Source organism: Pedobacter agri PB92 (genome assembly GCF_000258495.1).
GTDB lineage: Bacteria > Bacteroidota > Bacteroidia > Sphingobacteriales > Sphingobacteriaceae > Pedobacter > Pedobacter agri.
This window is the reverse complement of record NZ_AJLG01000041.1, coordinates 1-13,870: the sequence shown is the minus strand read 5'-3', so window position 1 is coordinate 13,870 and position 13,870 is coordinate 1. Positions and strand designations below refer to the sequence as shown.

General features: G+C 38.4%; 11 protein-coding genes. 7 read left to right on the top strand and 4 right to left on the bottom strand.

The features are described from left to right. Window positions 1–203: 203 nt before the first annotated feature. The 5 genes from ON09_RS08180 to ON09_RS24175 all read left to right on the top strand — a co-directional run bounded on the left by ON09_RS08180 (window position 204) and on the right by ON09_RS24175 (window position 5,383). Window positions 204–1,379: an acetyl-CoA C-acyltransferase gene (locus ON09_RS08180; protein ID WP_010600574.1), complete on the top strand. Its 1,176-nt coding sequence runs from the start codon at window positions 204–206 to the stop codon at window positions 1,377–1,379. Between the two features lie 167 nt (window positions 1,380–1,546). Then, window positions 1,547–3,340 carry an acyl-CoA dehydrogenase family protein gene (locus ON09_RS08175; RefSeq protein ID WP_010600573.1) on the top strand — a complete coding sequence of 598 codons (1,794 nt, stop codon included), beginning with the start codon at window positions 1,547–1,549 and terminating at the stop codon, window positions 3,338–3,340. 131 nt (window positions 3,341–3,471) lie between these two features. Further along, window positions 3,472–3,918 (top strand): FKBP-type peptidyl-prolyl cis-trans isomerase, encoded by a 447-nt coding sequence (locus ON09_RS08170; protein WP_010600572.1) that lies wholly within the window; start codon window positions 3,472–3,474, stop codon window positions 3,916–3,918. 67 nt (window positions 3,919–3,985) lie between these two features. Next, complete coding sequence (locus ON09_RS08165; RefSeq protein WP_238533628.1) at window positions 3,986–4,477, top strand: FKBP-type peptidyl-prolyl cis-trans isomerase; 492 nt, start codon at window positions 3,986–3,988, stop codon at window positions 4,475–4,477. Next, a complete protein-coding gene (locus tag ON09_RS24175) occupies window positions 4,478–5,383 on the top strand; it encodes an FKBP-type peptidyl-prolyl cis-trans isomerase (RefSeq protein ID WP_010600570.1) in 906 nt (301 codons plus the stop codon). Here ON09_RS24175 and ON09_RS26625 read toward each other — a convergent pair. The 4 genes from ON09_RS26625 to ON09_RS08145 all read right to left on the bottom strand — a co-directional run bounded on the left by ON09_RS26625 (window position 5,380) and on the right by ON09_RS08145 (window position 9,369). Beyond that, complete coding sequence (locus ON09_RS26625) at window positions 5,380–6,105, bottom strand: cryptochrome/photolyase family protein (protein ID WP_316927786.1); 726 nt, start codon at window positions 6,103–6,105, stop codon at window positions 5,380–5,382. The two genes, ON09_RS24175 and ON09_RS26625, sit on opposite strands and share 4 nt — an antisense overlap. A gap of 168 nt (window positions 6,106–6,273) precedes the next feature. After that, window positions 6,274–6,678, bottom strand: coding sequence for a deoxyribodipyrimidine photo-lyase (locus ON09_RS26620; RefSeq protein WP_010600568.1), 405 nt, complete (start codon window positions 6,676–6,678; stop codon window positions 6,274–6,276). Window positions 6,679–6,711: 33 nt separating this feature from the next. Further along, window positions 6,712–7,617 (bottom strand): TIGR01777 family oxidoreductase, encoded by a 906-nt coding sequence (locus tag ON09_RS08150; RefSeq protein ID WP_010600567.1) that lies wholly within the window; start codon window positions 7,615–7,617, stop codon window positions 6,712–6,714. A 141-nt stretch (window positions 7,618–7,758) separates the two neighbouring features. Continuing rightward, window positions 7,759–9,369, bottom strand: coding sequence for a DUF4139 domain-containing protein (locus tag ON09_RS08145; protein ID WP_010600566.1), 1,611 nt, complete (start codon window positions 9,367–9,369; stop codon window positions 7,759–7,761). A 177-nt stretch (window positions 9,370–9,546) separates the two neighbouring features. Between ON09_RS08145 and ON09_RS08140 the strand changes: the two genes are divergently transcribed. After that, window positions 9,547–10,821, top strand: coding sequence for a DASH family cryptochrome (locus tag ON09_RS08140; RefSeq protein ID WP_010600565.1), 1,275 nt, complete (start codon window positions 9,547–9,549; stop codon window positions 10,819–10,821). Between the two features lie 267 nt (window positions 10,822–11,088). Then, window positions 11,089–13,870 (top strand): 2-oxoglutarate dehydrogenase E1 component (locus ON09_RS08135; protein WP_010600564.1); only part of this gene is annotated, 2,782 nt, incomplete at its 3' end.

Here is a 13,870-nt window from a genome sequence, read left to right as displayed (position 1 = left end):
TATCAAGATTGAAACGAATAATGGTAGAGTTTATAAGAGTTTGTCTAACCACCTCGTCATTGCGAGGCACGAAGCAATCTTAGAACTAAGAGTTTTTCTATTGCATTAAGATTGCTTCGTGCCTCGCAATGACGGCAAGAGTCAGGAAAATGCGTATAATAAAAAGATAATATTGGCTAGCGCCATAAGAAATACTAAATAAAATGGAAGCATACATTATAGCCGGATATCGTACAGCAGTGGGCAAGGCGCCCCGTGGCGTGTTCCGTTTTACAAGAGCTGATGATTTAGCTGCAGAAGTGATTAGGGCCTTAGTGGCCTCGGTTCCGAATTTAGATAAAGAACAAATTGACGATGTAATTGTGGGTAATGCGACGCCAGAGGCGGAACAGGGTTTAAATATTGCCCGGATGATTTCGCTGATGGGCCTGGATACCGATAAAGTTCCGGGTGTTACGGTGAACCGTTACTGTGCATCGGGCTTAGATACCATTGCAACTGCGGTTGCGAAAATTAAAGCCGGAATGGCCGATTGCATTATTGCGGGCGGTGTGGAAGTGATGAGTGGAATGCCTTTTGGAGGTTGGAAATTGGTGCCGAACGCAGAGGTTGCCAAAAACAATCCGGATTGGTATTGGGGCATGGGTTTAACGGCGGAAGCTGTGGCAAAAGAATATAACGTAAGTCGTGAAGACCAGGATGCATTTTCTTTAAAATCTCATGAGAAAGCGATTCATGCGATTAAAAATGGTCACTTAAAAGACGGGATTTTACCCATTACAGTAAATGAAAATTATCTGGATGAAAACCTGAAAAAGAAAACACGTTCTTATGTGGTAGATACAGACGAAGGTCCGCGAGCGGATACCACTTTAGAGAAATTGGCAAAATTGAAACCCGTTTTTGATGCGGTTGGAAGCGTGACTGCTGGAAATTCATCGCAAACATCTGATGGTGCAGCGTTTGTTTTGGTGGTTTCTGAAAAGAAAATGAAAGAGCTCAATGTTGAACCCATCGCCAGATTAGTGAGTTACGGTGTGGCAGGTGTTCCACCGAGAATTATGGGTATTGGCCCGATTGAGGCCATCCCGAAAGCATTGAAACAAGCGGGTTTAAAACAAGATGATATCGATTTAATTGAATTGAATGAAGCTTTTGCATCACAATCTTTAGCAATTATCAGAACGTTGGATTTAAACCCTGACATCATCAATGTTAATGGCGGAGCGATTGCATTAGGCCATCCGCTAGGTTGTACAGGTGCTAAGTTATCCGTACAAATGCTAAATGAACTGAAAAGACAAAACAAAAAATATGGCATGGTTACCATGTGTGTAGGTACAGGTCAAGGTGCAGCAGGGATTTTTGAGATGTTTTAGGCATATCGTCATTGCGAGGTACGAAGCAATCTTAATGCTTTGGTCTGGTAATAGCGATAGGAATAGGATTGCTTCGTGCCTCGCAATGACGACCGTAGTAGGCAAATGAAATGGCCAAAAAATAAAATTAAGCGATTACTTAATACTCGCTACTAGATACTATTAAAATGGAAACAACTGAAAAAAAGACAATTAAAGGCGGCGAATTCTTAATTAAAGAAACTGCTTATCAGGATGTGTTTATCCCTGAAGAATTTGATGAAGAGCAACAAATGATTGCGCAAACTTGTCGCGATTTTTTGGAGGCTGAGGTTTATCCAAACTTAGATAAAATTGATAAACAGGAGGACCCTGAATTGATGCCAACGCTTTTAACCAAAGCCGGCGAATTAGGTATTCTAGGAGTTTCTGTTCCAGAAGAATACGGCGGTTTTGGTAAAAACTTCAATACGTCGATGTTGGTTGCCGACGTAGTGGGCGCTGGTCACTCTTTTGCGGTGGCACTTTCGGCACATACCGGAATCGGAACCTTACCAATTCTATATTATGGTAATGAAGAGCAAAAGGCGAAGTATATTCCAAAGTTAGGTTCGGGAGAGTGGAAAGCAGCTTATTGCTTAACTGAACCAAATTCTGGTTCAGATGCAAATTCAGGAAAAACCAAAGCCGTTTTAAGTGCTGATGGCAAAAAATACATCATCAATGGTCAAAAAATGTGGATTACCAATGGTGGTTTCGCAGATATTTTTATCGTTTTTGCCAAAATTGATGATGATAAAAACCTAACAGCTTTTATTGTTGAAAAAGATTTTGGTGGGATTACCATGAATCCTGAAGAGCATAAAATGGGTATTAAAGGTTCGTCAACCCGTCAAGTTTTCTTTAACGATTGTGAGGTTCCGGTTGAGAATATGTTGAGCGATAGAGAAAATGGTTTCAAAATCGCGGTTAACATTTTAAATATTGGCCGTATAAAATTATCTGCTGCCGCAATTGGTGCTTCGAAAGCAACATTGAGCACTGCAATTAATTACTCCAACGAGCGAAGCCAGTTTGGTCGCCCAATTTCTAAATACGGTGCCATTCGTTTTAAAATTGCCGAAATGGCGTCGAAGCTTTATGCTGTTGATGCGGCAAATTACAGAGCAGGACAAAATATTGATGATACATACGACCAATTGGTTGCAGGTGGGATGGAATCTGGCAAAGCAAGATTAAAGTCTGTTGAGCAGTTTGCAGTAGAGTGTGCTATTTTAAAAGTTTGGGGTTCTGAAGCATTGGATTACACCGTTGATGAAGGCGTTCAAATTTATGGCGGAATGGGCTTTAGTGCAGATGCACCGATGGATAGAGCTTATCGCGATGCCCGTATCAACAGGATTTTTGAGGGTACAAATGAAATTAACCGTTTGCTTACGGTAGACATGATGCTTAAACGTGCCATGAAAGGCGAATTGGATTTAATGACGCCTGCCACTGCCGTTGCTGCTGAATTAATGAGCATTCCTGATTTCGGTGAAGAAGATACTACGCTATTTGCTGCCGAGAAAAAGGTGTTGGCAAACCTTAAAAAAGCAACTTTGATGGTTGCAGGTGCTGCGGTTCAAAAGTTGATGATGACTTTAAGCAAAGAACAGGAAATTCTGATGAACATTGCCGACATGGCCGGTTATGTTTATGTATTGGAATCAGCTTTGTTGAGAACTGAAAAATTGGTTTCACTACGTGGAGAAGAAGCATCAGCCGGACAATTAGATTTATTAAGAATTTATATAGTTGAGGCAGTTGATGGCATCGCTAAAGCTGGTAAAGAAGCACTTTGGGCATTTGCTGAAGGTGATGAACAACGCATGATGTTAGTTGGCTTGCGTCGTTTTACCAAAGTAGAGCCTTTTAATGTAAAAGATGCCCGTCAAAGAGTTGCCCAGCAATTAATTGAAGCAAATAAATACATCTTTTAAAAGTTAAAAAGTTTAGGGTTTAAAGGTTTAAGGTTTGGGTGTTGAACTCAAATTTTAAACCTTTTTTGTTTTAAAGTAAAAGGTTATTGATTAATTTCCTCTCGTTTGGAGTTAATGTTTTACTTTTGATAATGTTAAAATTGAAACTGCTGGCTTTTGCCCTATTATTTGTATCTGTACTATCATCATGCAAAAAAGATGAAGATTCGGAGAAACAGATCACCGAGTTTATCGCTCAAAATAAAATCAATGCTGTTAAAGATCCGTCAGGGCTTTATTATCAAATTATAAAGCCAGGATCAGGGAATTTTACTTATCCGGGTAATACCAGAATTACAATTAAATATGAAGGCAGGTTGTTAAGTGGGGAGGTATTTGATAACGGTGGTGGAACAGAACAAACCTTTATTCTATCGCAATTAATTGAAGGCTGGCAAATTGGTATTCCGAAGATTCAAAAAGGAGGAGAAATCCGACTAATTATTCCTCCAAGTCTTGGATATGGCAGTAGTGCTGCAGGTTCTATTCCTGGAAATTCCGTTTTAGATTTTACCATTCAACTTTCGAATACACAATAAAACTTTTAGCTTTTTGTTAAAATTGGTTAAAAATTGTAGCATCCGTATTAAAAGCTTATTTTTGCGGATGATGCTAAAATACAGACATATATTATTTTTGGTGTGCATTGTAAGTTTCTTTGCCGCCTGTAAAAAAGATGAGGTTGTAGAAACTTATGATCCTGAACCACAATTCAGGGCAGACACTACAGCGATAAGAGCGTTTATTAAAACAAACAATATTCCAGCCCTGAAAGATTCTTACGGTATTTTTTATCAGATATTAGAGCCAGGAACCGGTAGCGTAACCTACACAACTGCCACAAAAATTACCGCTGAGTATGAAGGGAAATTATTAAATGGAACCGTTTTCGACAGCTCAAAAGGTACTCCAGTCTCCTTTACATTAGGAGGCGTTATACCAGGTTGGCAAATTGGGATTCAAAAAATACAAAAGGGTGGTAAAATCAGATTGATTATCCCATCATATTACGCGTACGGAACAAGGTCTCCCTCGTCATCAGTGCCTGCAAATTCCATCCTTGATTTCAACATTACACTTACAGACGTTACAAACTAAATGAACAAATTTACCAAACTTAGCCTTTTAACCATCTTATTGGCTACCGTTCTTTTTTCTGCCTGCAAAAAAGAGTACGAAACGATACAGTCGATTGATGAGAATGCTATTCAGTCATATATTAAGGCCAACAATCTGAATATGACAAAGGCTTCTACTGGCTATTATTACAATATCATTACTCCCGGCAGTGGCGCTGAGATTAAAAATCCTGATTCGGTTTTTTACTCTTATACTTTTAAATTACTAAACGGCACTCAACTTACCAAGTCATCAACAGTGGTGATTCCTAGCACATTTTTAGGATATACCGATCGTTTTACTATTGGTGGAAGTTCATATGTTTTTACACCAATCAGGGAAGTATTAACAATGCTAAAAAGAGGGGGAACTGCCAGATTAATTTTACCTTCCAACATGGCTTTCGGTCGTAATGGCTTGGAATCTGTTGGCGTGGGTCCTAATGAAAATATCTTAGTGGAATTGGGTGTTTATTCTCAATCAAAAATACATCAAATTGATGAATTGCAAATGGATAACTTCCTGTCGGCCAATTCACTAACTGCAGTTAAAGATCTTTCAAGAGTGCGTTATATTGTAACGCAGCAGGGAACAGGGGCCCCTATATTTGCCACAAGTACATTATCTGTGAATTATACGGGTAGGCTTTTAACTGGAACTATATTTCAGGCATCAAGCGAACCCACTTCAATAGAATTAGCTAGTGCAATTAAAGGATGGTTAGTTCTTCAGAATTTTAAGGTAGGTACTAAAGTGAGGTTATTTATTCCTTCAGATTTAGCCTATGGACAAGCTGGGCGTTTGGATGATACAGGTTCATACTATGTTGTCCCTCCGAACTCGGTATTAGATTTCGATGTGGAAATAGTAAGCGTTACCAATTAAGATAACGCTTCTTTAAAAACTTTTAGCACCCTTTCTCGTGCAAATGTATGCTCAACTATTGGTTGGGCATATTTTTTTGTGCCATACTCTGGTACCCATTTCTTAATATATTCAAACTTAGCATCGAATCTTTTGGTTTGAAGCTCAGGGTTGAATACCCTAAAATAAGGTGCGGCATCATTACCAGATCCGGCAGCCCATTGCCATCCACCAACGTTGCTGGCCATCTCATAATCCAGTAGTTTTTCTGCAAAATAGGCTTCTCCCCATCTCCAGTCAATGAGCAGGTGTTTTGATAAAAAGCTGGCTGTAACCATACGTACGCGATTGTGCATCCAACCAATTTCATTTAGCTGACGCATACCTGCATCAACAAGCGGATAACCCGTGTTTCCCTCGCACCAGGCTTTAAACTCTTGCTCGTTATTTCTCCATTTGATTTTATCATACTGCTTCTTAAATGAATCAAAGGCAGCATAAGGAAAATGCCAAAGAATCATCATGTAAAATTCTCTCCAGGCCAGCTCTGATAGCCAAACATTTGACTTTGCTTCGATAGCATCTGCAGCTGCTTTACGTATACTTAATGTTCCAAATCTTAAATGTAAGCCAATCCGAGTCGTACTTTCCAATGCCGGAAAGTCACGCTCCTTCGCATAATCATCAAGTTTATCTTTGTAGCTGATTTTCGGGAACTCAATATTGCTTCTTTCAAATCTCATTTCTTTGAGTGTTGGAAGCTTTAAATGCCTGGTATTAAAAAAGTTTTTAAAGTATTTTTTAGTCGGGTACGGTTTGAGGTAAAAATCATTCAACTTGGCGTGCCACTGTTTATAGTAAGGAGTAAAAACTGTATAAGGGGTTTTATCAGCCTTCAGGATTTCATCTTTTTACAAAAATAACCTGGTCTTTAATGTGTGGAAGGCAATTTTTTCACTTGTTAAAAACTCAGCCATATTATCATCACGTTCCCGAGCATACGGTTCATAGTCATGATTAGTAAAAACCTCCTTCACTTCATACTCTTTCAAAATTTCCGGCCATATCTTCTCAGGCTTCCCATATTTTACCAGCAAATCTGAACCTTTCTTTTGCAATGTTTCTTTTATATCCTTAATAGTTTGGTAGATAAAAGTTACACGGGCATCATTTTTTGGTAGCTTGTCTAATATATTTTTGTCGAAAATAAAAAGCGGGATTACAGGATTGTCGCTTTTTAAAGCATGATACAATCCGGCGTTATCTTCTAAACGTAAATCGCGACGGAACCAAAAAATGTTAATGGGTTTCTTCATTAAAATTGTGATACTTGATAATAAATATTTCTCTTACTTTTTATAAAGATCAGCCAAAGCATCATCTAAATCGGTAAATCTGAATTTAAATCCCGCGTCTAAAATCTTTTGTGCTGATGTATTATTGCTCATTAAAACTGCCTCTGCTCGTTCACCCATAAGCAATTCTATTGCCTTTTTGGGAACTTTAAATGGCCAGAACGGACGATGCAAATGTTTGGCGATAGATCTGGTTAGCCCCTCGTTAGTAACGGGAAAGGGCGCACAGGCATTGTAACAGCTTTCCATCTTTAAATTTTCCAGGGCGTGGATGTACATACCAACCATATCATCAATGTGAAGCCAGGGTGTCCATTGTTTTCCGGAAGCTAAAGCAGCGCCAGCAAATAACCGGACTGATTTATCGAGTTGTGGCAGTGCGCCTCCATCATTACTGAAAACAATACCTGTTCTAAGTTTAACAATTCGCAAGCTTAACTTTTTACCCTGGTCTACCGCTTGCTCCCAAAGCTTACAACATTCGGCTAAAAAGCCGTAGCCATTTGGACTTTCTTCAATTAAGATTTCATCTCCGCAGTCTCCATAAAAGCCTACTGCAGAAGCAGAAATAAATGATTTAATTTGATGATCTGGTTTCGATCGGATGGTTTCGAAAAGTAATTGTGTTGATTTTACCCTACTGTCGATAATCTGTTTTTTGCGTTCATCCGTCCACTTTTTTTCGGCAACAGGCTCGCCAGCTAAATGGATAATGGCATCCACTCCATCGATACATGCTAAGTCAATTGTACCCTTGTAAACGTCCCATACGAAATTATTTGGATCATTAGTTTTCTTTCTCGAGAGCGTATTTACATTATATCCGTCGCTTAGCAAACGCTTTTTAAGTTCACTGCCCACTAATCCAGTTGCGCCCGTAATCAGAATCTTTTTCGCCATATTTTTAAAACACGAAAGATACGAAAGGGTTTTTTAGAAAGTAGAAAGTAGAAAGTAGAAAGTAGAAAGTAGAAGTAGAAAGTAGAAAGAGAGGGTAGGAAGTAAGTTGGCCTTAGCTAAGTGTTAAGACCAACAATGTATTTAAAGCCCTGCAATAATTTTGTTCTTTGGCGCCTTAACGGCATAACTTAATTTAATGGTTTTTGTTTCATTTGGCGCAATCTTCAACTGCCACGAAAGCATTCCGGTTTCTTTGTTCACTTCAGCGCCACTGCTTTCCAGTAATTCAATTTCGATGTCGCTTTCTGTTGACAAAGGATATTGGTCTTTTAGTGATAAATCAATTGGCTCTTTTTTGGTATTTCTAACTTTAATCAGATAGGTATAAAGTTGCTTTTTGTTGGCACCTATAAACTTTGTGCTACTAAAATCTTCCTGTTTCTCTTTGGTGATGATGATTTTTTTATCTCTGCCCATGCTTAAACTTAAGGTGTCGAGCATGTTGGCCGGATTGATGTAAGATTTTCCCGTATATGTGCCCTCGAATACAATGTTCGCATTCCCGGCTTGAAGATTTAGTTTTTCCCAATTGGTAACATCAGCTAATAAATAGGCATCGCTACTTAATTTTGGAGCTGCATAATATTTATATTTTGCGGGCACCGCATATTCTTTAAAAGAAACTGTATGCGGTTTATTGTCACTATTAATATCGTAAGGGATATCAATATTAAAAGTAACGCCTAACTGACTTTCATTAACCGAAGTGTAATTATTTATTGTTGAAGCTGATGCGGTTAAGTTTTGTTGCTTTGCTTTACCATAACCAACCATCATCACCTCATCTAGGCTTTTCTCTTCTTTAACTGTTGACAATGCAATACCTCTAATTCTTATTTGTTGTTGATAAGTTGATACAAACCATGGGTTTAAATTTGGCGCAGTAATATTGTAATTCGGGTTTCCGGTTGATAAGGAAAGCTTAACTTTTTTCCAGTCTAAACCAGTGCTCTGCGTTATTGCAGCTTTATAAATAATATCTAATGGTTTTGCAGTGCTTTCAGCCTTAATGTCATAGCTGGCTAACCAATTAGCAGCGGGCGTAACATAAGAGACATTGTAAGCGGCTTCAGTACCTTCTTTTGTCATCAACTGAAGCACCAGTTGCCCCAATTGTTGGTTAGGATTGTTTCTTAATTCAGCAATTTGTTGTTGCAAGGCGCTTAGTCGTTGGTTTTGTTTTTCTTCACTTAATGCCAAAACTGAAATTGCAGTTCGTACTTCGGCGCTTTTGTTACGATAGTATTCTGCGAGCTTTATCAGTTCTGCTACATTGGTACCATTATTGGTTCCTCCAGATTTTCGATTTTCATCCAATAGTACCAACGTTTGTTCTTCAATAATTTTGGCATTTTTGGTCTTCGTCAATTCAGTAGATACACGTTTTACGCTGTCGTTAAGTTTTTTAATCTCTGGGTTTGCATCATCAGTATTTAGAAAATCTTTATTAAATTGAACTGATAAGATCGTGACGCCGCTACTTACACCAACTTGAATTGAATTTTCATTTACCCGTCCGGAAATGTTATTGATCACAATTTCTGAAGTTCCGGAAGGAAGATTTACTTTGCGGACATGGTTGAGTTGAGCCCCATTATTGTAAACGGTTACGCCCGCCAGCACGGCCTTGGTTTTTATTTGTTGTGCAAATACACTTAGTGGGAATAGCAAAATTAGAAATCCTTTTTTCATTTATTTATTTTTATGATGTGTTGAAATAAATTTGAATAAAGGATGTACAACCGTTTCATATTCCATAACAGAATATTTTTTGTTGTATAGATGTAAAGAAATAACCAGCTTTTTGATGCGGAGAAAAAATAAGATAAATTTGTAATTGCGTTCTTCATACCCTTTTCGAAAATAAAGATGTCCAAAAAAATTTTAGTCTGGTTTAGAAATGATCTTCGTCTGCATGATAATGAAATGCTAGTGGAGGCTATTTCCAAATCTGATTCAATTTTGCCGGTTTATATTTTAGATCCCCGATCATTTGGCGAAACAAAATATGGAACACTTAAAACAGGCAATATCAGGGCGCAGTTTATTCTGGAAAGCGTTTTAGGGCTTCGGGCATCATTGAAGCAAATCGGAGGAAACTTACTTATTGCAGAAGGAAATCCTGAAGACATTATCCCCAGTTTAGTTCAGGAATACGAAATTACCGAAGTTTATCACCACCGGGAAGTTGCAAGAGAAGAAACGCATGTTTCAACACTTGTAGAAAATGCTTTATGGAAACTCCGTGTTAACTTAAAACATTTCATTGGCCATACCTTATACAATAAAGAAGATTTACCTTTTCCAATAAAAGATATTCCTGATGCATTTAACCAGTTTAAGAAAAAGATTGAGCGAGATTCTATTATCAAACCCTGCTTTTTAGCTCCCGATCGCATCAACGTTGCCGAAGTAATTGATTGGGGAACACTTTCCTCCTTAGAAGAGTTGCATCTTTCGCCGCAACAGAAAGATCAGCGTGCTGATTTTGAATTTACCGGCGGCGAAGCGGAAGGTTTGGTACATCTTCAGAAAGTGATTGTAGCGATGCAACAGGCCGCCACTGCTAAAAATTTAATTCTTGTATCTAAACTTTCGGCCTGGCTTGCCATGGGTAGTCTTTCGCCGAGAAAAGTTTACTGGGAAATTAAAAAAATGGAAGGTGTTCCAAATACAAAAGCCATGTTTAATCACATATTACTAGGCTTATTGTGGAGAGACTATTTTCGTTTCATGTTTAAAAAATATGGCAATACCTTCTTCAGTCCTAATGGTTTCGGAAGCCAGGGTTTGGTTGATGCCGAGAATGAGCAGGAGAATTTCAGTAAATGGAAAACCGGGCAAACGGGTTTTGCAGTGGTTGATGCCGTGATGACTGAATTGAACCAAACCGGTTTTATTTCAAACATTGCCCGTCAAACGGCAGCGCTTTATTTAATTAATAACCTCGAAGTGAGCTGGGTTTTGGGAGCTGCGTATTTTGAAGAAAAATTAATCGACTATAATCCTGCAAGCAATTGGGGCAACTGGGCAAATGTTGCTGGCGTCGGAAACGATCAAAAATCTAAAAGTGTTTTTGATTTGGATAAAAACATCAAAAATTTAGATCCCAAAGGAAATTACGCACTCACCTGGGCTTCTTAAAAAAAGAATATCCGATTGAATTTGCAAATTATTTCTGAGGATAGGCGATCTTAAATCATTTGACCATAATTAAATTGAGTCATTCCGTTAATACTGGCTTGTGTTTTGCTCTAGCTTTCGATAAATCTTTCTCTTCTGTCAGATGAATTATTTCTACTGAAAGTCAGAATGTTTCTAAATATATTTTTTTGTGCAATTAATCCAGTTTTTTACCATTTATATAAGGTAAAATTCTAATTTTGTAACGCTTATAGTAAACAGTTAATAATGGGTAGTTTATCTTATCTTAGTGGCGAAAACGCCGAATATATAGATTCTTTATATCAGTCGTATCAGCAAGATCCTGAATCAGTTGAGTTTGGTTGGCAGAAGTTTTTTGAGGGTTTCGATTTCGGAAGAAGTGCAGAAGCACCGGCAGTAACGGCTGAAACTCCGGAACAATTTTTAAAAGAGGTTAGTGTTTTAAATTTGATCGACGGTTACAGAAGTCGCGGTCATTTATTTACACATACCAATCCTGTTCGTGAAAGACGTAAACATCAACCAAGTTTAGAGCTATCTAATTTCGGTTTGTCTGATGCAGATTTAGAAACAGTTTTCAATTCTGGCGTTGAAATCGGAATTGGCGCAGCAAAATTGAAAGATATCGTTGCGTTTTTAAAACAAACTTACACCAGCTCTATCGGAGCAGAATATAAATTTTTACGTACGCCTGAAGTGTTGAACTGGATTCAACAAAAAATGGAAAGTGCACGTAATACGCCCAACTTCTCTATCGACGAAAAGAAACGCATTTTAAGAAAACTAAATGAAGCAGTAAGTTTCGAAAATTTCTTAGGGACGAAATTTTTAGGCCAAAAACGTTTCTCTTTAGAGGGAGCGGAAGCCTTAATTCCTGCGTTAGACTCGGTAATTGAAAAAGGTGCAGATTTAGGAATTGAAGAATTTGTAATTGGTATGGCACACCGCGGTCGTTTGAACGTGTTGGCAAATATCATGCAGAAAACTTATAAGGATATTTTTGCTGAATTCGAAGGCAAAAGCTATAACCCAGATACTCCATTTGGTGGCGACGTAAAATATCACTTAGGGTATTCAACTGATGTAACTACAGTTGCTGGTAAAAGTGTTCACTTAAGCCTTTGTCCTAATCCGTCACACCTGGAAACAGTTGATGGGGTGGTGGAAGGTATGAGCCGTTCAAAAATCGATTTCAAATACGGCGGCGACAATAGCCGTTTAGCTCCGATCCTAATTCACGGTGATGCTTCGGTTGCTGGACAAGGTATTGTTTACGAAGTGATTCAAATGGCAGGTTTGGAAGGTTATAAAACCGGTGGAACGATTCACCTGGTGATTAATAACCAAATTGGCTTTACTACTAATTACAAAGATGCCCGGACCAGTACTTACTGTACAGATATCGCAAAAGTAACCTTATCACCGGTTTTCCACGTAAATGGAGATGATCCTGAGGCCTTGGTTTACGCCATCAATTTGGCAATGGAATATCGCCAGAAATATAAAAACGATGTTTTCATCGATATTTTATGTTACCGCCGTTTCGGGCACAATGAGTCTGATGAACCTAAATTCACGCAGCCTTTATTGTATAAAACTATTGAAAAACACCCTAATCCAAGGGAAATTTATATCGATCAATTAACCAAAGAAGGTAAATTGGAAGCGGGCTTGGCGAAAGAGATGGAAAAAGATTTCCGTGGCATTTTGCAAGAACGTTTAAATGAAGCTAAAGAATTTGTTGCAGGTAATGCTGAAATTAAATTTGGTGGTGCCTGGGCAGATTTACGTATGGCTACTCCGAAAGATTTCGAAAAATCTCCGGTTACGGCAGTTAAAAAAGCTACATTATTGGAAATTGGTAAACGCATTACCACGTTACCGTCAAATAAAAAGTTCTTCAAAAAAATTGAAAAATTATTTGCTGAACGTACTAAAATGGTTAACGAAACCAATGTTTTCGATTGGGCAATGGGTGAGCAATTGGCTTATGGTACTTTGTTATCAGAAGGCAAACGTGTTCGTTTAAGTGGTCAGGATGTTGAACGTGGTACTTTTTCACATCGCCATGCGGTATTAACTTTAGAAGATAGTGAAGAAGAATATGTACCATTAGCTAATATTTCCGATCAACAGGCACAGTTCGATATTTACAATTCACATTTATCAGAATATGGTGTCCTAGGTTTTGAATACGGTTATGCGATGGCTAATCCAAACGCTTTAACCATCTGGGAAGCACAATTTGGTGATTTCTTCAATGGAGCACAAATTGTTGTCGATCAATATATTGCAAGTGCTGAAACCAAATGGCAACGTGAAAACGGTTTGGTCATGTTATTGCCTCACGGTTACGAAGGTCAGGGACCAGAGCACTCATCGGCACGTATCGAACGTTTTATGGAGCTTTGTGCAGATTATAACATGCAAGTTGTAAACTGTACTACACCTGCAAACTTCTTCCATGTTTTACGCCGTCAGTTTAAACGCGATTTCCGTAAACCATTAGTAGTATTTTCTCCAAAAAGTTTATTACGTCACCCGGCCTGTGTTTCTAAACTAGATGAATTTACAGAAGGTGGTTTTAAAGAGGTAATTGATGATACAAACGCAAAACCTGCTGATATTACCCGTATCGTTTTCTGTAGTGGTAAAATTTACTATGAATTGCTGGAGAAACAACAAGCAGATAAAGTTAAGCATGTAGCATTGGTTCGTGTGGAACAACTTTATCCAACACCAGTTGATCAGATGGAGGCAATAAAGAAGAAATATAAAAATGCCGACGAAATCTTCTGGGTACAGGAAGAACCAGAAAACATGGGCGCATGGCCTTATTTATTCCGCCGACTTTACAAAACCGAACTTAAAGGTATTGATGTAATCTCAAGAAAAGAAAGCAGCAGTACGGCAACCGGTTTTGCAAAACAACATGCAAACCAGCAAGCTTACATTTTGGCAAAAGCTTTAGAGCTTCCTGTTAAACAAGAGGAAGTAAAAGAAGCCACTAAAAAGGCAGTGTGTACGT